At 63.0% G+C, this 559-nt stretch carries 1 protein-coding gene; it reads left to right on the top strand.

Going from position 1 to position 559, the window contains the following annotated elements; genetic code table 11:
- Positions 1 to 472, top strand: a 472-nt coding sequence (locus tag A2J03_RS16755) for an acyl-CoA thioesterase (RefSeq protein ID WP_068376048.1), incomplete at its 5' end; no start/stop codon positions are given.
- Positions 473 to 559: the final 87 nt, after the last annotated feature.

Genomic DNA, 559 nt, shown 5'->3' with positions numbered 1-559 from the left:
GCTCTTCATGACCGTGCTCATGACGCCGGACATGGCCAACTTCTCCGGGAACGTACACGGCGGGACGATTCTGAAGTTCCTCGACCAAGTCGCGTACGCATGCGCCAGCCGATATGCCGGGGCATACGTCGTGACACTGTCGGTGGACCGGGTCGTGTTCCGTGAACCGATCCATGTGGGCGAACTCGTCACGTTCTCGGCCTCGGTCAACTACACCGGGCGAACGTCGATGGAGGTCGGGATTCGCGTCGAAACCGAGAACATCCAGCGCGGAGAAACTCGACACACCAACAGTTGCTACTTCACGATGGTAGCCGTCGGCGACGACGGTAAGCCGCTGGAACTCCCGCCGCTGATACCGGACACCGCTGTCGGTCGACAGCGGTTCGAGGCTGCGCGACGACGGCGTGAGCTGCGACGAGAGACCGAGATGCGCGAGTCCGAAATCCAGCAGGAAGCCAGCCGAATCTAGGGGGCTCCGCCCCCCAGTGGCACGGTTGAGTGCACTGCAGTGCACTCAACCGTGCCACTGGGCCGAAGGCCCGAGAACACGCCCTCA

It is taken from the genome of Rhodococcus sp. EPR-157 (genome assembly GCF_001647195.1).
In the GTDB taxonomy this organism is placed as follows: Bacteria; Actinomycetota; Actinomycetes; order Mycobacteriales; family Mycobacteriaceae; genus Rhodococcoides.
Note: the sequence above shows the minus strand (reverse complement) of the source record. Positions and strands in the feature narration are given on the sequence as shown.